General features: G+C 51.9%; 24 protein-coding genes and 1 tRNA gene. 17 read left to right on the top strand and 8 right to left on the bottom strand.

Going from position 1 to position 25,000, the window contains the following annotated elements; all coding sequences use genetic code 11:
- Positions 1–10: 10 nt before the first annotated feature.
- The 5 genes from G9C99_RS04035 (at position 11) to rpoD (ending at position 7,895) form a co-directional block, all read left to right on the top strand.
- Positions 11–283: a sarcosine oxidase subunit delta gene (locus G9C99_RS04035; protein WP_166416135.1), complete on the top strand. Its 273-nt coding sequence runs from the start codon at positions 11–13 to the stop codon at positions 281–283.
- Positions 283–3,216, top strand: a complete 2,934-nt coding sequence (locus G9C99_RS04030) for a sarcosine oxidase subunit alpha family protein (RefSeq protein ID WP_166416134.1) — start codon at positions 283–285, stop codon at positions 3,214–3,216. The genes G9C99_RS04035 and G9C99_RS04030 overlap by 1 nt, the downstream gene beginning before the upstream one ends.
- Positions 3,209–3,757 carry a sarcosine oxidase subunit gamma gene (locus G9C99_RS04025; RefSeq protein ID WP_166416133.1) on the top strand — a complete coding sequence of 183 codons (549 nt, stop codon included), beginning with the start codon at positions 3,209–3,211 and terminating at the stop codon, positions 3,755–3,757. Before G9C99_RS04030 ends, G9C99_RS04025 begins: the two co-directional genes overlap by 8 nt.
- 85 nt (positions 3,758–3,842) lie before the next feature.
- A complete protein-coding gene (dnaG, locus tag G9C99_RS04020; protein WP_166416132.1) occupies positions 3,843–5,798 on the top strand; it encodes a DNA primase in 1,956 nt (651 codons plus the stop codon).
- 114 nt (positions 5,799–5,912) lie between these two features.
- Positions 5,913–7,895 (top strand): RNA polymerase sigma factor RpoD, encoded by a 1,983-nt coding sequence (rpoD, locus tag G9C99_RS04015; RefSeq protein ID WP_166416131.1) that lies wholly within the window; start codon positions 5,913–5,915, stop codon positions 7,893–7,895.
- Between the two features lie 41 nt (positions 7,896–7,936).
- Here the strand turns inward: rpoD and G9C99_RS04010 are convergent, their stop codons facing one another.
- Positions 7,937–8,137 carry a hypothetical protein gene (locus G9C99_RS04010; protein WP_166416130.1) on the bottom strand — a complete coding sequence of 67 codons (201 nt, stop codon included), beginning with the start codon at positions 8,135–8,137 and terminating at the stop codon, positions 7,937–7,939.
- Positions 8,138–8,380: 243 nt separating this feature from the next.
- Between G9C99_RS04010 and nrdR the strand changes: the two genes are divergently transcribed.
- Both nrdR and ribD read left to right on the top strand, forming a co-directional pair.
- The gene (gene nrdR / locus G9C99_RS04005) at positions 8,381–8,848 is read left to right on the top strand and encodes a transcriptional regulator NrdR (protein ID WP_166416129.1); all 468 of its coding nucleotides are present in this window, start codon (positions 8,381–8,383) and stop codon (positions 8,846–8,848) included.
- 20 nt (positions 8,849–8,868) lie between these two features.
- Positions 8,869–9,942 carry a bifunctional diaminohydroxyphosphoribosylaminopyrimidine deaminase/5-amino-6-(5-phosphoribosylamino)uracil reductase RibD gene (gene ribD, locus G9C99_RS04000; protein WP_166416307.1) on the top strand — a complete coding sequence of 358 codons (1,074 nt, stop codon included), beginning with the start codon at positions 8,869–8,871 and terminating at the stop codon, positions 9,940–9,942.
- Here ribD and G9C99_RS03995 read toward each other — a convergent pair.
- From G9C99_RS03995 to G9C99_RS03985, 3 genes are all read right to left on the bottom strand, one after another.
- Positions 9,939–11,978 (bottom strand): capsular polysaccharide biosynthesis protein, encoded by a 2,040-nt coding sequence (locus tag G9C99_RS03995; RefSeq protein ID WP_166416128.1) that lies wholly within the window; start codon positions 11,976–11,978, stop codon positions 9,939–9,941. The two genes, ribD and G9C99_RS03995, sit on opposite strands and share 4 nt — an antisense overlap.
- A 1-nt stretch (position 11,979) precedes the next feature.
- Positions 11,980–13,110, bottom strand: coding sequence for a polysaccharide biosynthesis/export family protein (locus G9C99_RS03990; RefSeq protein ID WP_166416127.1), 1,131 nt, complete (start codon positions 13,108–13,110; stop codon positions 11,980–11,982).
- A 93-nt stretch (positions 13,111–13,203) separates the two neighbouring features.
- Complete coding sequence (locus tag G9C99_RS03985; RefSeq protein WP_166416126.1) at positions 13,204–14,496, bottom strand: capsule biosynthesis protein; 1,293 nt, start codon at positions 14,494–14,496, stop codon at positions 13,204–13,206.
- Between the two features lie 173 nt (positions 14,497–14,669).
- Between G9C99_RS03985 and G9C99_RS03980 the strand changes: the two genes are divergently transcribed.
- Complete coding sequence (locus G9C99_RS03980; protein ID WP_166416125.1) at positions 14,670–15,266, top strand: riboflavin synthase; 597 nt, start codon at positions 14,670–14,672, stop codon at positions 15,264–15,266.
- Positions 15,267–15,810: 544 nt separating this feature from the next.
- Here the strand turns inward: G9C99_RS03980 and G9C99_RS03975 are convergent.
- Positions 15,811–16,107, bottom strand: a complete 297-nt coding sequence (locus G9C99_RS03975) for a hypothetical protein (protein ID WP_166416124.1) — start codon at positions 16,105–16,107, stop codon at positions 15,811–15,813.
- A gap of 594 nt (positions 16,108–16,701) precedes the next feature.
- Here G9C99_RS03975 and ribB point away from each other — a divergent pair.
- The 8 genes from ribB to G9C99_RS03935 all read left to right on the top strand — a co-directional run bounded on the left by ribB (position 16,702) and on the right by G9C99_RS03935 (position 22,052).
- Positions 16,702–17,826 (top strand): 3,4-dihydroxy-2-butanone-4-phosphate synthase, encoded by a 1,125-nt coding sequence (ribB, locus tag G9C99_RS03970; RefSeq protein ID WP_166416123.1) that lies wholly within the window; start codon positions 16,702–16,704, stop codon positions 17,824–17,826.
- 3 nt (positions 17,827–17,829) lie between these two features.
- Positions 17,830–18,381 (top strand): 6,7-dimethyl-8-ribityllumazine synthase, encoded by a 552-nt coding sequence (locus G9C99_RS03965; RefSeq protein WP_166416122.1) that lies wholly within the window; start codon positions 17,830–17,832, stop codon positions 18,379–18,381.
- Positions 18,378–18,860, top strand: coding sequence for a transcription antitermination factor NusB (nusB, locus tag G9C99_RS03960; protein ID WP_166416121.1), 483 nt, complete (start codon positions 18,378–18,380; stop codon positions 18,858–18,860). The genes G9C99_RS03965 and nusB overlap by 4 nt, the downstream gene beginning before the upstream one ends.
- 83 nt (positions 18,861–18,943) lie before the next feature.
- Positions 18,944–19,516, top strand: a complete 573-nt coding sequence (locus G9C99_RS03955) for a hypothetical protein (protein WP_166416120.1) — start codon at positions 18,944–18,946, stop codon at positions 19,514–19,516.
- A 70-nt stretch (positions 19,517–19,586) separates the two neighbouring features.
- Positions 19,587–20,567: a threonine ammonia-lyase gene (locus tag G9C99_RS03950; protein WP_166416119.1), complete on the top strand. Its 981-nt coding sequence runs from the start codon at positions 19,587–19,589 to the stop codon at positions 20,565–20,567.
- A gap of 76 nt (positions 20,568–20,643) precedes the next feature.
- On the top strand, positions 20,644–20,973 hold the full coding sequence (locus tag G9C99_RS03945; RefSeq protein ID WP_166416118.1) for a hypothetical protein: 330 nt from the start codon (positions 20,644–20,646) through the stop codon (positions 20,971–20,973).
- A gap of 280 nt (positions 20,974–21,253) precedes the next feature.
- Positions 21,254–21,538: a DUF6455 family protein gene (locus G9C99_RS03940; protein ID WP_166416117.1), complete on the top strand. Its 285-nt coding sequence runs from the start codon at positions 21,254–21,256 to the stop codon at positions 21,536–21,538.
- 55 nt (positions 21,539–21,593) lie between these two features.
- Complete coding sequence (locus G9C99_RS03935; protein WP_166416116.1) at positions 21,594–22,052, top strand: MmcB family DNA repair protein; 459 nt, start codon at positions 21,594–21,596, stop codon at positions 22,050–22,052.
- On the opposite strand, the gene G9C99_RS03930 is transcribed toward G9C99_RS03935, so the two are convergent.
- Complete coding sequence (locus tag G9C99_RS03930) at positions 22,042–22,221, bottom strand: DUF6324 family protein (RefSeq protein ID WP_166416115.1); 180 nt, start codon at positions 22,219–22,221, stop codon at positions 22,042–22,044. The genes G9C99_RS03935 and G9C99_RS03930 overlap by 11 nt on opposite strands.
- Before the next feature lie 101 nt (positions 22,222–22,322).
- On the opposite strand from G9C99_RS03930, the gene G9C99_RS03925 reads away from it, so the two are divergent.
- A tRNA-His gene (locus G9C99_RS03925) sits at positions 22,323–22,399 on the top strand.
- A 44-nt stretch (positions 22,400–22,443) separates the two neighbouring features.
- Here G9C99_RS03925 and G9C99_RS03920 read toward each other — a convergent pair.
- Both G9C99_RS03920 and G9C99_RS03915 read right to left on the bottom strand, forming a co-directional pair.
- Positions 22,444–23,253, bottom strand: a complete 810-nt coding sequence (locus G9C99_RS03920; protein ID WP_231703957.1) for a tyrosine-type recombinase/integrase — start codon at positions 23,251–23,253, stop codon at positions 22,444–22,446.
- Positions 23,254–23,403: 150 nt separating this feature from the next.
- Positions 23,404–24,864 (bottom strand): leucine-rich repeat domain-containing protein, encoded by a 1,461-nt coding sequence (locus tag G9C99_RS03915; RefSeq protein WP_166416114.1) that lies wholly within the window; start codon positions 24,862–24,864, stop codon positions 23,404–23,406.
- Positions 24,865–25,000: the final 136 nt, after the last annotated feature.

Here is a 25,000-nt window from a genome sequence, read left to right as displayed (position 1 = left end):
GGAAAATGACATGAGACTCACTTGCCCCCTGTGTGGGGAACGCGACAGACGCGAATTTTATTATAAGGGCGATGCAATTGCCTTAAATCGGCCCGCACCAGATGCTGGAACCGACGCGTGGGACGACTATCTGTACCTACGCGACAACCCAGCTGGCGTGACGAAAGATCTATGGCAGCACGAATTGGGGTGCTCAGCGTGGATTGTTGTTGAACGTAACACTGTGACCCACGAAGTCCTTTCCACGGCTTTGGCCTCTGATGTGAAGAAAGCGACGAAATAATGCGCGTCACTGGAAAAGGTCTGATCAACCGCGATAAACAGATCAGCTTTAGTTTTGATGGCAAAAGCTACAATGGGTTTGAAGGCGACACCATCGCCTCTGCATTGCTTGCCAACGATGTGCGTCTTATGGCGCGGAGTTTTAAATACCACCGTCCACGTGGGCCACTGACAGCTGGGTCGGAAGAGCCAAATGCGTTGATGACACTGCATTCCGGCGCGCGGCAAACTCCGAATGTGCGCGCAACCGCCCAAGAAATCTTTTCAGGTCTTGAGGTGCGCAGTCAGAACAATTGGCCAAACCTTGAACGCGATGTGATGTCGGTGAACGATATGTTCTCCAATTTCTTGTCCGCGGGATTTTACTATAAAACCTTTATGTGGCCTCGGGCGTTTTGGGAAAAACTGTACGAACCCATTATCCGTCGTGCCGCTGGCCTTGGGGCTTTGTCTGGGTTGCATGATGAGGACATGAACGAAAAGGCCTATGCGTTTTGCGACGTCTTGGTCATTGGGTCTGGTCCTGCCGGTTTGATGGCGGCTTTGACAGCGGCACGTTCTGGTGCTGATGTTATTCTGGCGGAAGACGACAGTCGATTTGGCGGGCGCCTTTTGTCCGAAGTCGAAGACGTTGACGGCAAGCCCGGTCATCTTTGGGTGGACGACGTCATTGCGGAACTGTCTGCGATGGACAATGTGCGTCTGATGAAGCGGACAAGCATTGTTGGGGCGTATGATCAGGGCACATATGGTGCGGTTGAACGTGTGTCAGGGCATTTGCGCGGCGCGCATGCCGATGCACCGCTTGAGGTGTTTTGGCGTATTTCGGCGAAACAATCGGTTTTGGCGGCTGGTGCGCTTGAGCGTCCAGTTGCGTTTCCGATGAATGACCGTCCGGGTATTATGACCGCGAGCGCTGTGCGGTCTTATCTAAACCGCTGGGGTGTTGCGCCGGGCAAACGGGTTGCTGTGTTTGGCAACAATGACGATGCTCATCGCACAGCGCGCGATCTGGCTGCTGCTGGTGTTGAAGTTGCGGCTTTGATCGATAGTCGCCCTGATAGTGGTCCAAGCGGGGATTTCCCTATCCTGACCGGTGCCGAAGTGATTGACACGAAGGGTCGCCTTGGCCTGAAGCAAATAACCGTGCGCACAAACGCGGGGATGCAGACCATTTCGGCGGATTGTCTCGCGATGTCCGGTGGGTGGAACCCGTCTGTGCATTTGACATGCCACATGAACGGTCGCCCTGTTTGGGATGATAAACTGTTATCATTTGTGCCCAAAGACGGGGCAATTCCGGGTATGACAGTCGCGGGTGCTGCGCAGGGCGTTATGTCCACTGCAGGGGCGTTGCAATCAGGCCTTGAGGCGGCAAAAACAGCACTTGCCGCAGTTGATGCAAAGGTGGCGGATGTTACCGCACCCCAAGCCGAAGATGCGGCGTATAACATTGCACCGCTTTGGCAGGTGTCTGGAAAAGGCCGTGCATGGCTTGATTTTCAGAATGATGTGACCACTAAGGATGTGAAACAAGCTGCGGCTGAGAATTACCAATCTGTTGAGCATATGAAGCGTTATACAACGCAGGGTATGGCAACAGATCAGGGTAAAAACTCAAACGTGGGGGCACTGGCCGTTTTGGCTGATGCGACGGGACGGGGTATTCCTGAAACGGGTACAACGACATTCCGTCCGCCGTTTACTCCGGTTGCGATGGCTACACTGGGCGCAGGCGCACGCGGGGCAGGGTTTGCGCCACAGCGCTTTATCACCTCACATGACATGACAGTCAAAGCAGGTGCGCCAATGATCGAGGCTGGACTATGGTATCGTCCGTCTTATTATCCTGAAAAAGGTGAGCTTACTTGGCGTGAATCCACAGATCGCGAAGTGAACATGGTGCGCAATCATGTTGGCATCACCGATGTGTCCACACTGGGGAAAATCGACGTTCAAGGCCCGGATGCGGGTGCGTTTCTGGATTTCGTTTATACCAACATGTTCTCAACGCTAAAGGTTGGGCGCGTGCGCTACGGCCTGATGTTGCGCGAAGATGGTTTTGTGATGGATGACGGCACAACGGCGCGTCTGGGGGAAAATCACTATGTGATGACCACGACCACCGCTGGCGCTGGCGAAGTCATGAAGCATCTGGAATTTGTGCATCAGTGTTTGGTGCCGGATATGGATGTGCAGTTCATTTCCGTTACCGAGCAATGGGCGCAGTTTGCTGTTGCTGGTCCGAAATCCAGAGTTCTGTTGAACCGTATTTTGGATAGTGAGATCGACAACGACAGCTGGCCGTTTATGGCCTGCGGTGATGTGTCGATGGGTGGTGTTCAGGGGCGTTTGTTCCGAATTTCATTCTCAGGCGAACATGCCTATGAGGTTGCTATTCCATCGCGCTACGGTGAAGCGCTTTATGCTGCGTTGTTAGAAGAGGCCAAGGCCTTGGACGGCGGATCCTACGGTATGGAAGCACTGAACGTGTTGCGGATTGAAAAGGGGTTCATCACCCACTCGGAAATTCACGGGCGGATCAATGCTTTTGATATTGGGATGGAGCGGATGATTTCTGCCAAGAAAGACTGCATTGGTAAAACATCTGCTGCGCGTCCGGGGCAGGTTGCCCAAGACCGGGATCGGCTTGTTGGGTTGAAACCTGTAACGCCGTCGCAAAAACTGATGGCAGGCGCGCATTTCTACAATGTTGGTGCAGAAGCGACGCGTGAAAATGATCAGGGGTACATCACCTCGGTTTGCTATTCACCGACGATGAAAAGCTACCTTGCGCTCGGGTTTGTGAAAAACGGACCGAACCGCATGGGCGAAAAAATCAGAATGGTTGATGCATTGCGCGGTGTCGAAACGCTTTGCGAAATTTGTCATCCGGTGTTCATGGATCAAGAAGGGGAGAAAACCCGTGGTTAATCTTGTCGCGAAATCCCCTTGTGCTGCTTTGTTACCGCTGTCGGCGGGCAATGTCACGCTAACGGAACAGCACCCTGACGCATTGACCTCTGTTGCGCCTTTCGCTGAAAAGGAAGTGGAGGTTTCTGCATCACTCACGGTAACGCATGGTGTGGCATATCCCGCTGTGAACCATGCGGTCGGTAAAGATGGTGCGCGCGCTATTTGGTTTGGCCAAGGTCAGGCGATGGTCATGGGTGGCAAAGTCTCAGACGATTTGGTTCAGCTTGCGGCGGTTACCGATCAGTCTGATGCTTGGGCTGTAATGCGGTTGCAAGGCGCTTCTAGTGCGGATGTTCTGGCGCGGTTGGTGCCGGTGGATTTGCGGTCCTCAGTTTTTGCTGAGGGCGATACGGTTCGTACAGAGCTGCAACACATGATGGCATCGATAACCTGTGTTGGAACAGATTGCTTTGACATCATGGTGATGCGTTCTTTTGCCAAAACAGCAGTGCATGATTTACACGCGGCGATGAAATCTGTTGCGGCACTGTCGATTTAACGTGTGATCATTTAAAAACGTCTGCGCCCCAGTAGTTGGGACGCAGACCCTAGACTCTGGCGGCGTAAGGCCTGATATTAGCGCTATGAGTCTGCCACCCGGTTTCCTTGATGAATTGCGCACCCGCACGAGCCTATCTCAGGTCGTGGGGCGTAAGGTCATGTGGGATCAACGCAAATCTAATCAGGCCAAGGGCGACATGTGGGCGCAATGCCCCTTTCATCAGGAAAAAAGTTCCTCTTTTCATGTGGATGATCGCAAAGGGTTCTACTACTGCTTTGGCTGCCATGCCAAAGGGGATGCGATTTCATTTGTGCGCGAAACCGAAAATGTAGATTTCATGGAGGCGATTAAAATTCTGGCACAAGAAGCCGGGATGACAATGCCAGCACGCGATCCGCAGGCACAGAAAAAGGCAGATAAACGGACCCTTCTGGCCGAAGTGATGGAGCAGGCCGTGCAGTTTTACCGGCTGCAACTTAAAACCGGAAATGCGGCCGGAGCACGGGACTATTTGGATGGTCGGGGATTGTCTGAGGCCGCGTTGAACCGTTGGGAAATTGGGTTTGCGCCGGATCAGCGCCAAGGTGTGTTTCAGCATTTGACCGCGAAAGGCGTCGCGCCTGATTTGATCATTGGGGCTGGGCTTGCAGCTGTGCCGGATAACGGTGGGGCACCCTATGATCGGTTTCGTGGACGGATTATTTTCCCAATCAGGGATGCGCGGGGCAGGGCGATTGCGCTTGGCGGGCGATCCTTGGATCCGAATGCGCGTGCGAAGTATCTGAATTCACCGGAAACCGAATTGTTTGATAAGGGGCGTAGCCTTTATAACCACGGACCTGCTCGAGAGGCTGCCGGCAAAGGGCATCCTTTGATCGTCTCTGAGGGGTACATGGATACGATCGCATTGTCCGAAGCTGGGTTTGGGGCAACCGTTGCGCCGCTGGGAACTGCGATTACTGAAAATCAGCTTCAGTTGCTTTGGCGTATTGCACCGGAGCCTATCATTGCGCTCGATGGGGATAAGGCTGGATTACGTGCTGCTATGCGCTTAATTGATCTTGCGCTGCCGTTACTTGAGGCGGGGCAGAGTTTGCGATTTGTGATTTTGCCCGAGGGCAAAGACCCCGATGATTTGCTCAGGGCGCAAGGCGCTGGCGCGATGCAAGCGTTGGTCGATGCGGCACAGCCGATGGTGAAATTGTTATGGCAACGTGAAACCGAAGGTAAGGTTTTTGATAGTCCAGAACGCAAAGCCGCTTTTGATAAAACACTGCGCGCTGCAATTAAAACAATCAAAGATCCCTCAATCCGTGCCCACTATGGCGAAGAGATCAAGCAACTCAGATGGGAGTTGTTTAATCCGCGCCGCAAACCTTTTGAACCTGGCAAGAAATTTGGTGGCAAAGGGTGGAAATCCCCCGCAGTCTCAGCGCATCACGCCACCAAGAATTCATCGCTGGTCAACGGTGGACTTAGCGCGCTTGAGTTGCGCGAAGGGGTTGTATTGGCCACGTTGATTTTGCATCCTGATGTGACAGGGCAATTTGAAACGGCGCTCGAGCGGATTGAATGCACAGCGCCGGATCATCAGGCGATGTTGAATATCATTCTGCGTATGGTCGGGCGGGATTCAGATGAAATTAAATCTGCTATATTTGATGATTTAGGGCCTTATGCCCTTGAAAACCTGTTTGGGGCACGCCATGTGGGTTTGGCCCCCACGGTCCGCAACCCCGGCGATATAGAAATAGCAACCATATGTGTTGCAGAAGAAATCGCAAAACTCGAAGCAGGCCAAGGCGTTCAAAGAGAAGTCGAAGATGCGTTGCAGGATTTAACCGGCGTCGCGGATGAAGGTTTAACTTGGAGATTGCAGCAAGCGGCAGAGGCGCGAAATCGCGCTGTGCGCAGCGAATCTGAGGATAAAGCTGAATATGACGTTGGCGACAACGGTCTTGCACTTAACCGTGCAGAGCGTAGCCGCTTGAATTCTTTGTTAGAAAACATCACTTTTGCCAAGGGGAAGTCACGCTAATGCCTCTGCCCCATGGGAAACCGTCAAAAATAACCGTATACGGGTTGCGAATCATCGCTGCGCAGGATTGATTCGGGTCAGCCGAATCAGCCCGCCCGTCGCAAGGAGCATTGCATGGCCGCCAAAGACACTGACGACCGTAAATCAGAAGATCGCGAAAACGCGCATACCTTAGATATGAGCCAAGCCGCGATTAAAAAGATGATCGCCGAAGCGCGGGAAAAAGGCTTTATCACCTATGATCAGCTGAATCAGGTTCTTCCACCTGATCAGGTCTCTTCCGACCAAATCGAAGACGTGATGTCGATGCTTTCTGAAATGGGCATTCAGATCACCGAAGAGGAAGAGGACGACGAAGACAAAGGCACAACTGACCTGGTTGCCGCGTCTGGTGCGCGTGAAGTCACGCTTGCATCCAGTGAGACCGAAAAACTAGATCGCACTGACGACCCTGTTCGCATGTATCTGCGCGAAATGGGTTCCGTCGAGTTGCTAAGCCGTGAAGGCGAAATCGCGATTGCGAAACGCATCGAAGCGGGCCGCAACACAATGATCCTTGGGCTATGCGAAAGCCCACTGACGTTCCAAGCGATTACCATTTGGCGTGACGAGCTTTTGTCCGAGGATATTTTGCTTCGCGACGTGATCGACCTTGAGACCACATTTGGCAATCAAATGGGTGAAGATGATGCTGAAGAAGGTGTCGTTGAAGGTCTGAAAGTCGAAGGCGCGGCACCTGCTGAGAAAAAAGAAGCAGAAACAGAGTATGACGCCGATGGCAATGTCATCAATGCCGACGACGACGACGATGAAGACGAACAAGCCAACATGTCTTTGGCTGCGATGGAAGCGGCGCTTAAGCCACGCGTTTTGGAAACGCTTGACCTTATTGCACGTGACTATGCCAAACTGTCCGAAATGCAGGACGTTCGGATTTCCGCCACATTGAATGAAGATGAAAGTTTCTCGAGCGAAAACGAAGATCTTTATCAAAAACTACGTGCGGAAATTGTTGAACTGGTGAATGAGCTCCATCTTCACAATAACCGCATCGAAGCTTTGATAGATCAGTTGTATGGCATCAACCGTCGTATCATGCAGATTGACAGTGCTATGGTGAAGCTTGCGGATCAGGCGCGCATTAATCGTCGCGAGTTTATCGAGGCGTACCGTGGTCGTGAACTTGATCCAACATGGCTCGAGGAAATGACGCAAAAGCCGGGCCGCGGCTGGCAGATGTTTATTGAGCGTTCAACATCCAAAGTCGAAGAGTTGCGCGCAGACATGGCGCAGGTCGGGACTTATGTTGGTTTGGATATTTCTGAATTCCGCCGCATCGTGCAGCAGGTTCAGAAAGGCGAAAAAGAAGCGCGCCAAGCTAAGAAAGAAATGGTCGAAGCGAACCTTCGTCTCGTAATTTCAATCGCAAAAAAATACACCAACCGTGGCCTTCAGTTCCTTGATCTTATTCAGGAAGGTAACATCGGCCTAATGAAGGCGGTGGATAAATTCGAGTATCGCCGGGGTTATAAATTCAGCACCTACGCGACGTGGTGGATTCGTCAGGCGATCACGCGCTCGATCGCGGATCAGGCGCGTACCATTCGTATTCCTGTGCATATGATCGAAACGATCAATAAACTGGTACGGACTGGTCGCCAGATGTTGCATGAAATTGGTCGCGAACCGACACCTGAGGAATTGGCTGAAAAACTGCAAATGCCTTTGGAAAAAGTGCGCAAGGTAATGAAAATTGCCAAGGAGCCGATCTCTCTCGAAACGCCAATTGGGGACGAAGAAGATTCACAGCTTGGCGATTTCATTGAAGATAAGAATGCAATCTTGCCGTTGGATTCAGCCATTCAGGAAAACCTGAAAGAAACCACAACGCGGGTTTTGGCGTCTCTCACACCACGTGAAGAGCGGGTGTTGCGTATGCGGTTTGGGATCGGAATGAACACCGACCATACACTCGAAGAAGTGGGTCAACAGTTCAGTGTGACCCGTGAACGTATTCGTCAGATCGAAGCGAAAGCGCTGCGTAAGCTGAAACATCCAAGCAGAAGCCGCAAGCTTCGGAGTTTCCTGGATCAGTAATTGAAAGCGCCCTTCGGGGCGCTTTTCTTTTGTATCGGTAATTACCGAAAGGCGCGTCCGAGTTTTTTCCAAGCCCGTCTGAGGGAAAATGGGCGGCTTGGTTTTGAAATTTGCACTTGTTCGGCGGCCCCACCTTTTCGGTTGAATTCATAAACATCAATAACACGTTCAGCGCATCCACATGCTTCGCCCATGCCAACTTTGGTGAAGTAAAACTTTGTAAAATCTTCAGGTTTTTGCATCGTGACCTCGGTGTGATTGGTTGCCGGTAAAGTTTCCTAGCGTCATTGTAAGCGAGCAGGTTTAAGATCATCATATCACATATGCAGCATTTTTACATGAATGGTTTCGTCATGCATCGTCGTTCGCGCTCGAACGGGCGGCTGTTCGTATAAATCTAGCGGAAGATAATTCAGGCTACACAAATTGTCGTAGCTGTCCTATAGTGCCTGTGGATAAGTTCAACATCAGGTCAAGGAGTGGCAATGCGCTGCCCATTTTGCGGAAATGTAGACACGCAGGTCAAGGATTCACGTCCTGCTGAGGATCATGTCGCCATTCGTCGTCGTCGGTTTTGCCCGGCGTGTAGCGGGCGATTTACCACTTATGAGCGGGTTCAATTGCGCGATTTGGTGGTCATAAAAACCAATGGCCGTCGCGAAGATTTTGACCGAGATAAACTCGAGCGATCCATCCGTATTGCTTTGCAAAAACGCCCTGTTGAGACAGAGCGTGTGGATCAAATGATTTCAGGGATTGTACGCCGGCTTGAGAGTATGGGCGAAACTGACATTTCATCAAAGATCATCGGTGAAATCGTGATGGAAGCCTTGGCACGGATTGATACGGTTGCTTACGTGCGTTTTGCGAGTGTTTATAAAAACTTCCAAGCGGCAGATGATTTTGACAAATTTGTTAGCGAATTGCGCCCTCCGGAGCCAACTGAAACGTGACACCAACTGATAAACGCTACATGCAACTTGCTCTCTCACTTGCCGCGCGAGGGCGTGGGAGAACTTGGCCAAATCCCGCTGTTGGTTGTGTTATTGTTAAGCAGGGACGCATTGTAGGACGGGGGTGGACACAGCCATCAGGCCGCCCTCATGCCGAAGTAGTTGCTTTGGCGCAAGCGGGGGATCAGGCCGAAGGTGCCACTGCTTATGTAACGCTGGAGCCATGCGCGCATCATGGTAAAACACCACCTTGTGCAGACGCTTTGGTTCGAGCAGGGATTGGGCGTGTCATATGTGCTGCGGGTGATAGCGATGAACGCGTTTCTGGGCGCGGCTTTGAAATATTGCGCAGCGCGGGTGTCAAAGTTGAACAAGGTATTTTAGAAAAAAAAGCCCGTGATCTGAACAAAGGGTTCTTTGCAAAGGTTGAAAAAGGGCGCCCGATGGTGACGCTCAAATTGGCGAATAGCTTTGACGGGCGCATCGCCACGGCAAGCGGCGAAAGCCAGTGGATCACAGGTGCGCAGGCTCGTCGTGAGGTGCATCGCCAACGTTCAAGCCACGATGCGGTGATGGTTGGGGCGGGCACGGCTCGTGCAGATGATCCAAGCCTAAACGTCCGCGATTTAGGCGTTTCCTATCAACCGACCCGTATTGTTGTCTCACGAAAATTAGACATTCCAATGGATGGGAAACTAGCCAAAACCGCCCGAGAAATCCCCGTGATTTTATGTCATGGGGCGGATGCTGATCCTGATCGTGTCGCACGGTGGACTGCATTAGGGGCGCAATGCCTGTCGTGCGATATGACTAGCTTTCGACAACTCGACCCAGCGTCTGTTTTGACCGCCTTGGGGGGGATAGGACTGACGCGTGTGTTTTGCGAAGGTGGCGGGCAGTTGGCCGCATCATTATTGTCTGCGGGATTGGTGGATGAAATTATCGGCTTTACCGCTGGTGTTGTTCTGGGTGCAGAGGGTCAACCATCGTTGGGCGCGATGGGGGTGGAACAACTTTCACAAGCACCACGTTTTGAATTGTTAGAAACGCGTCGCATTGGCGGTGATGTGTTACACCGTTGGTGCGCCACTTAGCGCCAGAGGTGTGCGTAACTGGCGAATAGTCCCTGTAGTTTTGATAACATTCTGTTTCCGGGGCCGGGCTTTGGGATGTCATCGTTGCGAAGCCGATCAAGAATAACCTCTGCACTGCAAGGCGTGTTCGTGACCGGGTCATGGTAGCGTGGATAGTCGATTAAACAGGCATAGGCTAAACTGTTGATTGATACATTTTGGTCGCGCCGCTCCGGTCTTGGGGCTTTGTCGCTCGTTAGTCCCCAACCCGCATAAAAGGGGCTGCCAAGACATGTGACAGCACACCCTCGTAGAAGGGCCTCGAACCCCAGCAGAGAGGTGAGTGTCCAGACCTCCTGAACGTGATCAAGAAGCGCTATTGGGTCAGCTTGGGCCAAAACCTGATCCGCGTAGGCCAAGGCATCAGTCTCAGTAATCGCCCCAACGCGCAAACCCGCCTCGACATCAGGGTGAGGTTTGTAAAGGATCACGGCCTCAGGATTGGCCGCACGCGCGGACTTTAACAGACCAAGGTTTGTGCAAATATCCCCGCAGCCTGTCTTTATTGATGCATCGTCTTCCACTTGGCCGGGGACCAGAATGCGGTGCCCGTCCGGTAGGATTGGAAGGGGAGAGCCTGCTAAATTGTATTTTGAGAGTTTGGCTGCGCATAGATTGCGGATAAGCGTTTCAATACGAAGAACCTGATCAGGTCGCAGGTTTTTTCGGTGTTTGATCATCGTTTCAAGGCGGCTGGGGGACTGCGGATTGTAGTAAATTCCTAAATCATCGGCGACCAGCGACAGAGGGGGGATAAGCTGCGCGCCAAGTCCCTTTGATCTTAGAAAGCCATCTTCGATATTTAGATGAGGCCCCTCATGGCCATGGGCCTTGCCTGCCCAAACCAACTGACTTCGGTGATCCTCTCGTGCGATTGCTTCTGCCCGCTGCGGGTCGTCCTCAAAGCGAAGCTTGCGTTGTTTGCCGTAGAACGCCTGAAGTGGTTTGCGTTTCCACAACCGCATGCCTGAGGCGACATAGCCTTTTTGATCTTCACGCCAAGCGCGGGTTTCCGCAGCCAGGGCTAATATCGCATCTTCTAGACTGCATAGGCGATCGCGGTGGGGGTCGTACCATTTTGGGTAAAGGATCATCGAAGCCGCGAACAATTGAACGCGGGTCAATTTCCGCTGGCGTCGGGTGATTGGGAATTCATCTTCGGTTAATCCCCAGCCCGCGTAAAAGGGTTGACCGAAGACGCGGGGGCGGTGCCCCATCTGAATGGCCTCAAACCCAAGTTGCGATGAAACAACGTAAACGGCTGTTGCCCCTTCGAGCAAAACCCAAGGTGAAATTGGATCGCTGAACAGCGAAACGCGATCATTGCAGTGGCTTTCGTCAAAATACCCCTCGCGCAGGCCCATTTCCGTTTCGGGATGGGTTTTGATTATAACGCGTTGGTTTGGATTTTCCTCTTGGGCATAGTAGAGCATTTCAAGAAAGGTGTTTGAGTTTGCACCGCTATACTTTACGGACGCATCCCCGCGCGTTTGATCGATGACCAATACATAACCCGGTGTAGGTGCGAGCGTGTTTGGATCGAATGCGCAATATTTTGAGAGATGCAGTTCTTGCAATTGTGCCATTGCGCCGCGCGCACGATTTAAAATCGCCTGATCATCAAGCGGGTCGGTGGCGAGGATTGTTTCCAGATCACTTGGTTGGCTGCTGTCAAAATGAACACCGGAATGATCTAGATGCAGTCCAATAGGGGCGCTGCCTGTACGTCCGGGTAATACGGAGCGTAAAAAAGCGTCTTCTGCGCGTACGATCAAAGCATCCGCTTTTTGCGCAACTTTTTCACCGCGGCCAGAAGTTGGGCTTTTGCCCCAGACTCCAACAAGATCCCCATCTTTGGGCTGACCAAGTTGAATGGAATATCCTGACAGTTCCAATATGCGCCGAACGCGCTTTTGGGTTAGAAAGCCGCCGTTATATACAAAAAGCCGCAGAGACTTTGCAGACCCGGCGGCAATTTGATTTGCATCGTCGTGCATCTTAGCCGCCCGTTAGGGTGGTGATTGCGCTGACGGAGGAAAGTGAACCAGTCAAAGCTGAAATGGTGCGATCCCATTGTACGAATGGTGCCTCTGTTACATAGACAGTGTCGCCGTCGCGAATTGCAAAATCACGGGCACGGAACAGGCCGTTTGGTTCTGTGAGGTCCAATACATAAGCAACGCGCTGTGCACCGATGATGTCGTCGCGACCCAATACGACTTTGGCGACTTCTTCGGCTTCATTACGGAAAACGAATACGCCGGTTGGATCGGCTGTTGCCGCTGACAATCCGCCGACTTGGGCAATTGCCTCAATCGCGGAGAGGGTAGGGCTACCAAATGGAACACGGCTTTGACCGCCAGTTGCGCCAAGAGCAGTAAAGGTTCGCGTATCTTCTTCGACGAAAATACGGTCACCCGCACGTAGCGCAATATCCAAGACAGGGGAGGCAAACAAATCTTGCAGCCAAATTTGGCCGGTTTGATCACCACGGTTCACGGTCACGCGTGCAACCTCTGGATCGATGGCAACACCGCCGGCATTAGCGAGCATCGCGGAAAGTGTACGAGTTGGACGCTCAATCGGGTAAACCCCCTGACCACCTACACCGCCAACGATTGAAACGGTTGAACCGTCACCGGCTAGGCGGCGCACCAAAACCTGCGGATCAGGTGTTTGGGTGTCGAGCTTTTCGGTGATAATACGACGAAGCGCCTCAGGGGTGTTTCCTGCAGCACGTACGCGCCCAGCGTAAGGCACAAAAATATAGCCAGCGCCGTCAACCTGAACATCGCTTAGCGCAGAAGGCGCACCAGCGGTTGTCAAAATACCGTCGTCAACGTTTTCCCAGAATGTCAGGCTAAGCGTATCACCGGGACGAATGGTGTCAGACCCCAGTGGGTTTGCATTACGGAACGCTTCTGAAAAGCCCAGAGAAGGCGTAACAGAAGTCGCGCGCGTCACACGATCATTAACACTCACGATGAAGGCGTCGCCGTCTTGTTGAACGGATCCTGAAAAAATTTCAGCTTTGTTTGGTCCTGGGCGGGGCAAGCCACAAGCAACCAAAGTTGCAACAGCAACCAAAAGGGTCGCTTGACGCGCCCTGTGTTTCGTTAGGAATTTCACTGCCTCGGCTCCCTCAATACGAATTCTGCCTCGAATATTTTTTTGTTCATCTTATGGAATGACTGCAAGAATTGCTAGAATAGAATTCTCTAACTAGTTGACGAGCCGTAACTGTTGCCGTGGTGCAGCGTTTCCTGACCTTAGGGCATCATAGGGATCTTCGGGCGCGAGCATCATATCGGTGACTTGCCGCAGCAGTCGACGACGCCCGTGCGAAGAATAAAAACCACCCGTTATCTGGGATGTTTCTAGTAGGTAATGGCGATAATCTTTGTAGGCTTTGGTATCTGGGCGCGACGGATTTGCGAAAAACTCTGGCAATGACTGGGTCGATACAAATTCGGACTTTTCATAAACGGCGGAGCCAAAGACCTTTAAGGGTAATCCGCGCCAAAGAACCTGTTGGGCGGCTGTTGAATTTACGGTGACGGCGCTGCGCGCGTCATTCAACAGTTTGGCGAGCTTGCCACCCCTTACGTAATGGACGCGTCCTGCAACATTATGTTCCGCGGCGATACGGCGGATTTCGCGCCGTTGATTGACCCGTCCGTCTTCGAGGGGATGCGCTTTAAACACGAGGTGGTGATGTTGGGGCGCACCTTCGGCAAAGCCCTTGATCGTGAGTTCGAAAAAATCGGTCATCGTGTCAAAGGGGCTATGGGATTGGAAGCTTGAGTCGTGTTCCAATTGTAGCAATGCAAGATGAAACGGAAAGCCGCCGTGTTTTATGCGTGACGTCGCGATAATGCGGTCTAACGCAATAAACGGCATCAGCATAAGGCGCTGAAAATAGAGTTGAAATTCTTTGGTGACCGTCAAGTCTCGGTGTGGGCGAAAGTTTCGGAATTGGCGATTCCGAAACATTACAAACCAATGGTATAGCGCTCCGTAGAAAACGTGTTGGCGCATATCACCCCAACGGGCCGGGGCTTCGGGTACATCTAGGTCGATTTCTTCCAGTGCTTTGCGCATGGTCGGAATGTCGATGTCCATCAAACGTGAATTGCCGTTTGTACCGCCACGTTCATAGGTGACCCAATAGGGGCGCAGGTACCCTTCTTCGAATACATGTACGCGCAGGCCTTGGGCCTTAGCAATTTCCACGGCTTGGGCATGGATAGGGCGGGTGTCGCCGTAGAGGACGATGTCGGTGATTTGTTTGGATTTTACAATCTCTTCAAAGGTTTCTGGCCAAGCGTCTTGATCCTTGGTGAAGGGAATGAAGCTTTTGCCTTGAAACCAGAAGGCGCGATCACCTGCATTAAAGCCAACGCGCCAAGTTTGAGCGCCTGCTGCACGCAGCAGTTTTCCAAGCCGATGAAAGAACGGCCCGTGTGGTCCCTGAAGGAACAAAAAACTGCGTTGTGATCCGGTGATCGTGTTCATGACGTGGTGCCGATTGCTGACCTATGTAACTGCATTACCATGGGTTAACATGCTGTTACGGCAAAACTATGGCGTTTGGCAGCCCTATTTTGTTTTTGGCTGTGGGGAACATGGCTTGCGAGGGGCTGCATTGCGGGGTAGGTCAGGGGCATCAACATCATGAGGGCAAGCCTATGTTCACTGGAATCGTAACTGATATTGGCAAAATTCTTGAGCTAGAGCAACGGGGTGATTTGCGGGCTCGGATTGGAACATCTTATGATATCAATGGTATAGACCTTGGTGCGTCGATTGCTTGCAATGGTGTTTGCCTAACCGTTATCGCTTTAGGTGCAGAGCCGCAGAACTGGTTTGATGTAGAAATATCTGCCGAAAGTGTTTCAAAAACCAATATTGGTAATTGGGCTTCTGGTGGGCGTTTGAATTTAGAACGCGCATTGAAAGTTGGCGATGAACTGGGCGGTCATATTGTGTCTGGTCATGTCGACGGAATTGCACAAATCATTGAAATGATTGACGAAGGTGACAGCACGCGCGTGACGTTCCGTGCGCCGCATGAATTGGCGGGCTTTATCGCGCAGAAGGGGTCTGTGACGTTGAACGGTACGTCTTTGACGGTGAATGAAGTGAACGGATGTGATTTTGGCATCAACTTTATTCCCCACACCAAAGAGGTGACAATCTGGGGCGATGCGAAGGTCGGGGATGGCATCAATCTAGAGATTGATACGCTCGCACGGTACGTCAAACGCCTGCAAGATTGGGCCTAAAACAGCCGTATGGTTTCTATGCAGGACTTATGCAGCTTTTATATGGTTTTTATGCATACGATTTTGCAGATGAAGAATGGGCGATCTGATGTTGTTTTATGCACAAACAGTGATGGGAAACAAATTCGTTCAAAAGTCGGCACAGCGGGACAAAGCCGACATTGCCGTCCACGAGGTTAACGGCTGCTTTCCACGGAGCGGACCTTCGTAGCGGTCGGGCGAGACTTCGGGCAGCTACCTTTCGCTGCGCAGTGCATGACTTCACACTGTGCGGATGGAGTGGTTATCATTTCAGCCGGTGGGTCTGACGATTGCCCGCAAAACGATTGCAAACTTCATCACGAAAGCATCTCGGCATAATGTGCAAAAGCGTAGCACGGTTTTAGCCGATGCTGCGCTTGAGATGTACGTCAAGAGATGGGCGCAATGGGCGTTGAGTGGGTTAGAGGCTAAAATGTCACCCGGGAAATGTTGTTTACAGACAGAAATTCAATCCCCTGCCATCCTGAAACCATCAACATAACAAAGCATTACACATTGGGTTCTACTGCGACCAGCCACATTGATCAGCCAAATAGCACTCGTCCCAACGATCGTGTGCCTGTGCAAATGCAGCAGTGTAATTATCAAAACAGTGGTCAGAATACCGATTGGTATCACGGGCCTCGTCAATACAACGGCGTTCAGCAACTTGCAGCGCGATGATCTGCGCCTCCCGCGATGCGGTACATTGTTCCACCGGTGACCGACCGTCAGAGCATATGGCTTCGGCATGTGCCTCCGATGGGCTGACAGGGGACACAACAACGAAGACAATAAGTGCGAGAGATAAGGTTTTCATGGAGTACTCCGGTGGAAGAGTGGATGGAAGGGAGAGAGAACGGACCGACCCTGGACCGAAGCCCAAAGGGGAAACACACCATTGCCCAAGGCATCAATGGGTGAAAGCAAAAGGAGAAACCCCGGTTGGGGCTTCTGAAGACACTTCCATCCCAGCTCCTCTTATCTTAGGGGCGGCAGTGCGCATGAATGCTTGCTCGGTCAAATCTTAGGCCGAGGGAACTCCTTGTGTCAACGAAGTAGCCGCCGAGTGGGAGTTGTGACTGCCCGCTTTTGCACGTTTGCGCCAAACAGCACCTGCGCCGAATGACCGACGTTCAACCCGCCGATAGGCTACCGGATGGGCCAATGACCGCTCTGACGATGCCGCGCCGTAGCGCTGAACTCAGTCGTCAAAGTCCGAGCTGGGCCGCTCGCGCAGAGCTTCAATTTCCCATTTCTCGATAGCGAACTTTAGCCGCGTACAGAAAACCGGCAAAGCAGGCTCATAGCCGTCATCCGAGCCCTTTGATCAAATTGTTGCCCTGACCCTAGTCATCGCGTGATCAATCCGGTATCACGCATCGTCTGTAGATTTGGCCTGAGGTGAGTCCCTATGTCTTATGAAACTGCTGGTCCGGTAGAGACCGCGCTGCGTGGTGCGATTTCCCCGATTGAAGAGATCATTGAAGCGGCGCGTCAGGGGCAGATGTATATTCTGGTTGACCACGAAGATCGCGAAAATGAAGGCGACTTTGTTATTCCAGCGGAATTTGCAGATGCGGCGGCGATTAACTTTATGGCAACCCATGGGCGCGGGTTGATCTGTATGCCGATCACAGCTGCACGGGTCGAGGCGCTGGGCCTGCCTATGATGGCGATGCACAATTCATCCCGCCACGAAACCGCGTTTACTGTTTCTGTAGAGGCACGCGAAGGTGTGACCACCGGGATTTCTGCGGCGGACCGCGCGTTGACTGTTGCGGTGGCCATTGATGAAAATAACTCTGAGGCGGATATCGCGACACCGGGGCATGTGTTCCCGTTGCGCGCGCGCAATGGTGGTGTGTTGGTCCGCGCTGGGCACACTGAGGCGGCAGTGGATGTTAGCCGTTTGGCGGGATTGCATCCCTCTGGTGTGATTTGCGAGATCATGAATGCGGACGGAACGATGGCGCGCCTTCCTGAATTGGTTGAGATCGCAAAAACCCATAACATGAAAATAGGCACGATTTCTGATCTGATTGCCTATCGTCAACGCCATGATAACCTTGTGACCCTAACGGGTGAGCGTTCAGTAACGTCCGAGCATGGCGGTGATTGGGACATGAAGGTGTTTACCGATCAGGTGACCGGCACCGAACATGTTGCGTTGATCAAAGGGGATATCACCACGGAAGCCCCCGTTTTGGTGCGCGCCCACGCGCTGAGCCCGATTGAAGATGTGTTGGGGCTTGGCCCGAGTCCATCGGCGCTGTTGGGCGATGCGATGGATTTGATTGCTGAAGAGGGCCGGGGGGTCGTTGTGCTGTTTCGCGAACCAAAGCCAAAGCTCGCGTTTGAGGACGAAGAGGATGACAGCCCAAAGACGGTCAAGAAAACCGGTATTGGCGCGCAGATCATGTCAAAGCTGGGCCTGCATCAGCTGGTGCTGCTGACCAATTCGCCGCTCACGCGGTATCTGGGGCTGGATGCGTATGATTTGGAAATTGTGGGCACGCGCCCGATTGTGAAAGGGTAAACCATGGCTGGACATGAACAACACTACATTATGCCACGCGCGACGTTTGACAAACCGGTGAAGGTTTTGATTGTGGTTTCGCCTTATTACAAAGATATTGCAGATAACCTTGTTGCGGGTGCAAAGGCCGAGATTGAAGCGTCGGGCGCAACTTGGGATTTGGTCGAAGTTCCGGGTGCGCTTGAGATCCCGACTGCGATTGGTATTGCGGATCGCCAGTCAAATTTTGATGGCTTTGTCGCGCTGGGCTGTGTCGTTCGTGGGGAAACCACCCATTACGAAACGGTTTGCAATGACAGTTCGCGCGCCATTCAGTTGATGGGTTTGCAAGGGCTTTGCATTGGCAATGGCATTCTGACCGTCGAAAATCGCAAGCAGGCCGAAGTGCGTGCCGAAGTCGCGGATCAAAACAAAGGTGGCGGTGCGGCTGCTGCGGCCTTGCATCTTGTCGCATTGGGCCGTAAGTGGGGCGCTCAGACCAAAGGTATCGGATTTAAACCCGCGTCAGAGGAGATCCTCATGGCCGGGACCAGCGACGGGCCCAAAACAGCATGACGACCTCACGACCTAATCACAGCGGCAATGTCCAGCGTAAGATGCGTTCTGCATCGCGGTTCTTTGCCGTGCAGGCGCTTTATCAGATGGAACAGTCAGATACGGCTGTGGATCAGGTGCGCCGCGAATTCGAAGAGTTCCGTTTTGGCGAAGTCTTTGAAGAGATGGAGATGCTTGAGGGGGACGTATATCTGTTCCGCAAAATCATCGAAGATGCCGTCGATAATCAGGCCAAGATTGACCAGATGACCGACCGCGCTTTGGTCGCGAAATGGCCGATTGCACGGATTGACCCAACCATTCGCGGATTGTTCCGCGCGGCGGGGGCGGAATTGGTGTTTGGCATGGCCCCACCCAAGGTGGTGATCAGTGAATTTGTGGATGTCGCAAAGGCGTTTTATCCAGATGGCAAAGAGCCAAAATTCGTGAACGCCGTGCTGGACCATATGGCCCGAGAGGCCAAACCAGAAGCTTTCTAAAATAAGGCGCGCCACTGAGCGCGCTTTTTTGTGACTATAAGGGTTTAAATTTTTCCGCTGTTTGTTGTTTGGGTGCAAATTGTATGCTCAAGAAGCTCCTTGTTTTTATTGCGTTGGCAATTGGATGTGCGGTTCTTGCTTGGAAAGTCGCGATATATCAACATCATTTGAGGTTTGTTCCCGACGAAATGAACGTATGGTGGGTTCGCTACGTTGCTGAGGAGCGTTGGGGATTTGGCCCGGGAGGGAACGAAACCGGGATTATTGTCTTTGATATGCCTGAGGCGACTTTTGCCGCTTTACAAAATGAAGGCATGGATTGGCTTGAAGCACTGCCTGTTAGCGATGAGCCGAGCTGGCAGGGGCAGTATCAGGAGTGGCAATCAACTCCTGTTTCTAGTTCAGAGCCTTGGGCGGACGCTTCTAGGTGTGGTGCTGGCGATAGTGATTTCTATTCGATTACGCACCACCCAATCTGCCCAAGCATAGCGTCTTACATGGCCAATTTCGGGTTCTGGATTTCTTTTGACGAAGAGGTCGAGAATCTAGCGAATGATGCATTGTTCTCGTCAGGGGCATTCTACGCATATGACCGGGTCGGAATGTTGATAGTAATTCCAGCCAAACAACGTCTTATCTACGTTTACAATGGGTGAATAACCTCCGAGTATTGAACTATTGAAGGCCGTGCGCTTTCGTTTAGTAAAATTTGGAAAGGGTGTTTGAATGTCTGATGTTGCCCCGCTGACTCTGAATGAAATTTCTGATGCCGAAGCGATATTGGCGGATCAGACCATTCGCACGCCGGTGCTGGATTTGCGCCAAACCGGGCTGGAGCGTTTGTTGCCTGAGGGCGCGTCGGTTCAGATGAAAATGGAGCTGTTTCAAAAGGCGGGCTCTTTTAAGGCGCGGGGGAATTATCTATCTGTTCATGCGCTTTCGCCTGAGGAACGGTCCAAAGGAGTGGTGGCGGCAAGTGGTGGAAACCATGCATTGGCGTTGTCGTGGGCGGCGCGGGCTGCTGGTGTCAGCGCAAAGATTGCTGTGCCACGGGCGGCGGACCCCATTCGTATTCAGGGCTGTGAAGCGCTAGGGGCTGAGGTGATTTTATGTGACACCATCGGGGCTGCGTTTGAAACTATGCAAGAGATCGCAGAGGATGAAGTGCGCGCGCTGGTGCATCCGTTTGAAGGACGATTGATGTCTTTGGGGGCGGCGACCTGTGGTAAGGAATTTTTTGAAGACGCGCGTGCGATGGATATTGTCGTGCTGCCGGTCGGGGGCGGGGGGCTTATTAGCGGCATGGCGTCTGCGCTCAAGCTGTTGAATCCCCGATTGAAAATCTATGGGGTAGAGCCTTTTGGCGCCGATACGATGTTTCGCAGTTTTGAGGCAGGGTCACCGCAATCTATTTCGCAGGTGGATACCATCGCAGACAGTCTAGGTGCGCCGATGGCGATGCCGATATCATATGCGCTGACCAGGGCCAATGTAGATGGGATCGTGCGTGTCAGCGATGACGCTTTGGTCAGTACAATGCGGATCATGAGCGAAAGCCTGAACCTGTTGCCTGAGCCAGCCTGTGCTGCTGCGTTGACGGCTGTTCTTGGCCCGCTGCATGAAGATTGCAAAGGCAAAAGCGTGGGGGTTATCGCCTGCGGTGCCAATATCAGCCTGAGCAAATTCAATGCAATTCTAGAGAGTTAGGCTGCGACCATGCGGCACTTTACTTCGTCTGTTATTGGCGTAGCATATTCGTGAACCACCCAATGAGGAGGGGATCATGACCCGATTGGTGCGTCTATATATTCAGAATGTTTTGATTGGATTTGGCTTATCAGCTGCGTTTGTAGCAGGGCTTTTGTATTTCGACGTCGCTGGACTTTGGCATCTGATATCAGCGAGTTCAATCGGTTGGATTGCCGTTGTTATGTTGTTTATTGGCAATGGGATTATTTTTGCTGGGGTGCAATTTGCTTGGGTTATCATGCGTATGGCCCAAGACGACGATACCGGCGGCGGCAAAACACAGCGCGAACCCGCGTTGGAATTGGTCCCTGTGTATGCAGAGGAAAACAAAGTGGCGGGCCCGCAAACGCAGCCGTGGGGTTAACTATTCCTGTGGACCTGTGAGTACAGGTGGGCGCCAGGTAACGAGACCAGGATCAAGACAGAGCCAGCTCCCTAGGAATTGCTTAAGGCCTCGGGAATTGTAACCGGATCACGAGAAGGGCAGAACCCGCCGTTGTCTTAGATAGGGGCTTTGGGTGGTTTCGGCAAGAGGGCAGAAAAATTTGATCTAGATCATATTCGCATGAAACCCCCTATGTCATAACGAACTTGTTATGAGTGGGCAGAGTTCGCCCTTTCCCCCAACCCGAAAGGAGAATTCTATGACCCGTGTTGAAAAACCATCTGCCGAAAAATTTGCACACCACAGCGATTTACTTAACCAAATGGCCGAAACCGTAGGGGTTGATCTGCCCGCAGCAGAAGAAAACGGCGAACTGCCATATTTTCCGGTGCGCGATATGGTGTTTCGCTGCAGCAACTGCGCGGATGTTGGCAGCTGTGAAAAGTGGCTGGCGCAGGCAAAACCCGCAAATGAACAAGTCCCATCCTATTGCCGCAACAAGGTCATTTTGGACGGATTGCGTGGGGCAATCGCAGCTGAATAGCTGCGTATTTGAATTACATTTTGACAAATGTTCATGCCTTGTTCATGTTTGATCCATGGATAAGGCGTTTTCTGATTTACAGCCGGGGCAGTTGCTCGCACGGGGTGTGTGCCGGCACCTGCGGCAATTTGATTTTGTCACGATCGAAGAATTTGTCCCACATCGCGGGTTACGCAACGATGTTTTTGCACTTGGCCCCAAAGGGGAACTTTGGGTGGTGGAATGCAAGTCGTCCCGCGCGGATTTTCTATCTGATCACAAATGGCGGAATTATTTAGAGTGGTGTGATCGCTATTTTTGGGCGGTTGATTCTGATTTTCCGCTGGATCTCCTTCCTGATGAAACGGGGATCATTATAGCGGATGGCTATGACGCAGATATTTTGCGCATGGCCCCCGAAGCAAAGCTACCAGCGGCGCGGCGCAAAGCGTTGACACTAAAGTTTGCCCGGCACGCGGCGCTGCGATGGCAGGGCGCGCGTGATCCAGGCATAATCGATGTGTTTAGCGTTTGATCATCTCAGCAGCAGCGATGATTTCTTCTGCAATTTCAATCGCTTCTTCTGGGTCAAAGTCCATAGGGATTTCTGTTTTGTCTGTTGATACATATATACGCACCATGCCTTGGTCAGTGGGGCCGATTTGTATATTAGCAGCGATATCGCTTTCTTTATTGATACCCATTTGGGGACTCCTGATTTTTTTGCCTGACTACGCGGAATTGTTCGCTTTTTCAAGATAGCCCCCTTGCATTCCGTCTGGGGCAAATGTAAATCAGCCCCAGTGCCGCCATAGCTCAGTAGGTTAGAGCGCCTGATTGTGGATCAGGAGGTCCCCCGTTCGAGCCGGGGTGGTGGTACCATTAAAAACAATGACTTAGCTGAGCAATTGCATTCAGGTTGTTTTTCATTTCCCATTTAGTTTCCCACTTTCACGCTTTGTTTCTGTTCCGTTCTTGCGGAGTTTAACGACTTGATCTGCAAGCAGTTTTTGATTCGCAGCGCTAGAATACTTAGCAACCATGCTGCGCGCTTTATGCCCTGTAATTGCAGCTATCTGCGCATCGGTTGCGCCAAGCTCAGCTAGGCGTGAGGCCGCGCAATAACGCAATCCATGCAGTGTGTAAGCTCTGGTTCCGGCATTCTCAGCCGTCCTATTCAGGCGTTGGGCTGCACCGTTGTAGGTTAGAGGTTGTCCCGTTTTATTGGTTATAATGAATATGCCGCGTCGCTCCGTTGCAGTTAGGACTGCTAGAAGCTCATCGGTGCAGGGAACCCAGATTTTGGTTGATGTTTTGTTTTGCGACACGTGAATGCCTTGTCCGTCAAAATCAGACCATTTCATTTCTACCAAGTCTCCGGCTCTCTGGCCTGTTCCAAGTGCCAATTCAAAGAGAAGTAGTGCGTCTGGTGTTGCCTGTTTACGAAATGCGGTAATTGCCCATTCAGGCCAAGGCGTGTGACCGTCACCGCCTTTGAGTTTTCGTACACCCTTTGCAGGGTTGTCCGTCCGCCACCCAAGATCAATTGAAAACTCGAATAGAATTGATAACACCTGCAGAATGAAATTCGAGGTGCGCGGTCGATGCGCGTTAGCCTGTTGAATATCGATTGCATGCTTGCGCTGGAACTTTTGCGTGTCTTTGGCTCCCGCACGTTCGCGAATGTAATCTAGGTACCGATTAGCAACCTTTGCAAAGTCGCGCGTTCGGCCCAAACCGGACCTTGGCTATGCACAACCGTCGCTGCGTCGCGGCCCGTCAGACCGGCCATTCGCTGCATGTGCAAAATCTTGGATGCGGTGAACTGGTGGTGTGCGGACAAAGTGTGAGTTCGCTGCGCAGCTACAAATGTCGACTTTTTGAAACTACGTCCGACATGTCACTGCACGCACAGCATTTACGGCAGTTTCGTGCTCATCATATTCGTAACCTGCTAGAGAACCTTCACTTGAGACCGTTTTCTCCAATTCAGGGTATTGTTTGACTGCGGGGGTATCCCGAAGCGAAAGTTTGATGCCCTGCTCTTCGGCTAGGAAGTATGGCAAGGTTGCCAAAACGGATAGATCAGAAACATTGCTGCGGGACACATGAACCTGTCTGAGTTGTGGCATTCCCTTGAGGGGCTCGAGACTATCAATAGTCGTTTGAAAGCAGTGCAAGGATTGCAGTTCTCGGCACCTTTCCAATCCGTTCAAACTGTCGATAGCGTGGCCTGATAACGATAGTCTTTCAAGGTTTGGGGGAGCAGGCAGAAGCCCTAACAATGGGCCATTTGCGTTCTTATCAGATGAGACGCTTAATCTACGTAGCCCTTTACACAGTGTTAGCGGCGACAGGTTGGTTCGCGGTGAAATCCCCACCAGTGCGACGTGTTGTAGGTTTGGTAATTTAGTTAGCGGACTTAGATCAGAGTCAGCGGACGGGCAGAGTACCAAACGCTCAAGGTCTCTCATATCTGAAAGAAACGAAAGATCAGCCAATTGTTCTGTGAACCGCAGTGCAAGCGAGCGCAACTTGGTCAGCTCTTTTAGTGAATGAGCATTTGACACATTAAAGTCGTTCAGCTCCAGTGTCTCTAAACTCGCAAGTTCAGAAATTGATGAAATATCAGTAACTTCCGGTCCTGTCAGCTCGAGCACGGCAAGGCTGGTATGACGCGCTAAGGAATGCAAATCCATTGCACCGTGTAACCGGGCACTAAGTTGACGGAGGTTTGCAACGCCTGTCAAAGCGTTGAGAGATCGGTTCGCAATCTTCTGGAATGCAAGATCTACCAGTTTGGGCTGCTTACCAACTTCAGCAAGGTCTTCTAGCACCTGAAACTCAGCCTTCTCAAGTTTCGGCAAATTACCCAGAGTTATTCTGCCATGGGTATTGAGGATTTTTACTTCGACCAACTCCGACATATCGGGAACGACCACATGCTTTGTCCCGCTGTAGTTTAGTTCTAGCCTTCGCAGGTTTTTCAGCGAAGAAAGCACCGACCAATCAACGATCTCTGTTGCAGTTACTTTCAAGCTCTCGAGATTGGATAACCCAACTAGCGGAGACAAATCTGAGATTTCTGTATGGGCTATCTCTAGCTCCCGAAGATGGCCATCAAGTTGGCCAATTTCTTGCAATAGCCTCCCGGCTTTCCCGGAGATGACCATTCTAGCAGCCTCTGCTTCAGCATGACGCCCAATCGACCACAACGCAAATTCTCCAGGGTCACTAGGTGTTCCGTTTCGGGACAGCCGATCAGAAGAGATCCTGGACGGCCGCATCCGCTTAAGCAGCGCTTCCTTCGCTTTTTGCAAAAGGTCACTTTTGTTAGTTTTTTTCATAAGCAGACTTTCGCGGCATTGCAGAAAAAATGCAAGGAGGGCTCATACCGGACTTGCTGCGCTGCAGCAGGTGATTTTCGTGCTAGAGGCACCATCGCCTGTCGATTTTGGTCTGCCGCATGACCGATTACAGCCC

Origin of the sequence: Cochlodiniinecator piscidefendens (assembly GCF_011326755.1) — a bacterium.
GTDB lineage: Bacteria > Pseudomonadota > Alphaproteobacteria > Rhodobacterales > Rhodobacteraceae > Cochlodiniinecator > Cochlodiniinecator piscidefendens.
The sequence above is the reverse complement of the archived record's forward strand: the minus strand, read 5'-3'. Positions and strand labels throughout refer to the sequence as shown.

Excerpts from the sequence above, each read along its gene's own strand:
- G9C99_RS04035 (WP_166416135.1), top strand. The coding sequence starts at position 11 with ATGAGACTCACTTGCCCCCTGTGTGGGGAACGCGACAGACGCGAATTT.
- G9C99_RS04030 (WP_166416134.1), top strand. The coding sequence starts at position 283 with ATGCGCGTCACTGGAAAAGGTCTGATCAACCGCGATAAACAGATCAGC.
- dnaG (WP_166416132.1), top strand. The coding sequence starts at position 3,843 with ATGAGTCTGCCACCCGGTTTCCTTGATGAATTGCGCACCCGCACGAGC.
- rpoD (WP_166416131.1), top strand. The coding sequence starts at position 5,913 with ATGGCCGCCAAAGACACTGACGACCGTAAATCAGAAGATCGCGAAAAC.
- G9C99_RS04010 (WP_166416130.1), bottom strand. The coding sequence starts at position 8,137 with ATGCAAAAACCTGAAGATTTTACAAAGTTTTACTTCACCAAAGTTGGC.
- nrdR (WP_166416129.1), top strand. The coding sequence starts at position 8,381 with ATGCGCTGCCCATTTTGCGGAAATGTAGACACGCAGGTCAAGGATTCA.
- ribD (WP_166416307.1), top strand. The coding sequence starts at position 8,869 with ATGCAACTTGCTCTCTCACTTGCCGCGCGAGGGCGTGGGAGAACTTGG.
- G9C99_RS03995 (WP_166416128.1), bottom strand. The coding sequence starts at position 11,978 with ATGCACGACGATGCAAATCAAATTGCCGCCGGGTCTGCAAAGTCTCTG.
- G9C99_RS03985 (WP_166416126.1), bottom strand. The coding sequence starts at position 14,496 with ATGAACACGATCACCGGATCACAACGCAGTTTTTTGTTCCTTCAGGGA.
- G9C99_RS03980 (WP_166416125.1), top strand. The coding sequence starts at position 14,670 with ATGTTCACTGGAATCGTAACTGATATTGGCAAAATTCTTGAGCTAGAG.
- G9C99_RS03975 (WP_166416124.1), bottom strand. The coding sequence starts at position 16,107 with ATGAAAACCTTATCTCTCGCACTTATTGTCTTCGTTGTTGTGTCCCCT.
- ribB (WP_166416123.1), top strand. The coding sequence starts at position 16,702 with ATGTCTTATGAAACTGCTGGTCCGGTAGAGACCGCGCTGCGTGGTGCG.
- G9C99_RS03965 (WP_166416122.1), top strand. The coding sequence starts at position 17,830 with ATGGCTGGACATGAACAACACTACATTATGCCACGCGCGACGTTTGAC.
- nusB (WP_166416121.1), top strand. The coding sequence starts at position 18,378 with ATGACGACCTCACGACCTAATCACAGCGGCAATGTCCAGCGTAAGATG.
- G9C99_RS03955 (WP_166416120.1), top strand. The coding sequence starts at position 18,944 with ATGCTCAAGAAGCTCCTTGTTTTTATTGCGTTGGCAATTGGATGTGCG.
- G9C99_RS03950 (WP_166416119.1), top strand. The coding sequence starts at position 19,587 with ATGTCTGATGTTGCCCCGCTGACTCTGAATGAAATTTCTGATGCCGAA.
- G9C99_RS03945 (WP_166416118.1), top strand. The coding sequence starts at position 20,644 with ATGACCCGATTGGTGCGTCTATATATTCAGAATGTTTTGATTGGATTT.
- G9C99_RS03940 (WP_166416117.1), top strand. The coding sequence starts at position 21,254 with ATGACCCGTGTTGAAAAACCATCTGCCGAAAAATTTGCACACCACAGC.
- G9C99_RS03935 (WP_166416116.1), top strand. The coding sequence starts at position 21,594 with ATGGATAAGGCGTTTTCTGATTTACAGCCGGGGCAGTTGCTCGCACGG.
- G9C99_RS03930 (WP_166416115.1), bottom strand. The coding sequence starts at position 22,221 with ATGGGTATCAATAAAGAAAGCGATATCGCTGCTAATATACAAATCGGC.
- G9C99_RS03915 (WP_166416114.1), bottom strand. The coding sequence starts at position 24,864 with ATGAAAAAAACTAACAAAAGTGACCTTTTGCAAAAAGCGAAGGAAGCG.